The organism is Streptomyces sp. NRRL S-337 (genome assembly GCF_000720175.1).
GTDB lineage: Bacteria > Actinomycetota > Actinomycetes > Streptomycetales > Streptomycetaceae > Streptomyces > Streptomyces siderophoricus.
Map to the genome: position 1 here is coordinate 1 of NZ_JOIX01000215.1, position 217 is coordinate 217.

1 protein-coding gene is annotated in these 217 nt (G+C 69.6%); it reads right to left on the reverse strand.

The features are described 5' to 3' along the window. The coding region (locus IG62_RS0141095) for a transposase (RefSeq protein ID WP_030816458.1) at positions 1–217 on the reverse strand (217 nt) is incomplete at both ends.

Below are 217 nucleotides of genomic sequence, written 5' to 3' on the forward strand. Positions count from 1 at the left end.
GACCCCGTCCTTGGCCCCGATAATTTCCACGACGAAGTCGCGGACGTCGTCCCGGACGGCGTTCTCGTCCCAGTCCGAGTGGTTCAGCAGCCGCTGGACGCCGTCCGGGCGGAGCTGGCCGACCTGCTCGGCCAGCGTCCAGCCGTTCTTCCTCTCCAAAGGGGCCAGCAAGCCCCGCAGGTAGTCCAAGGCCCGGTCCCGTGGCTCCGACCTGCCG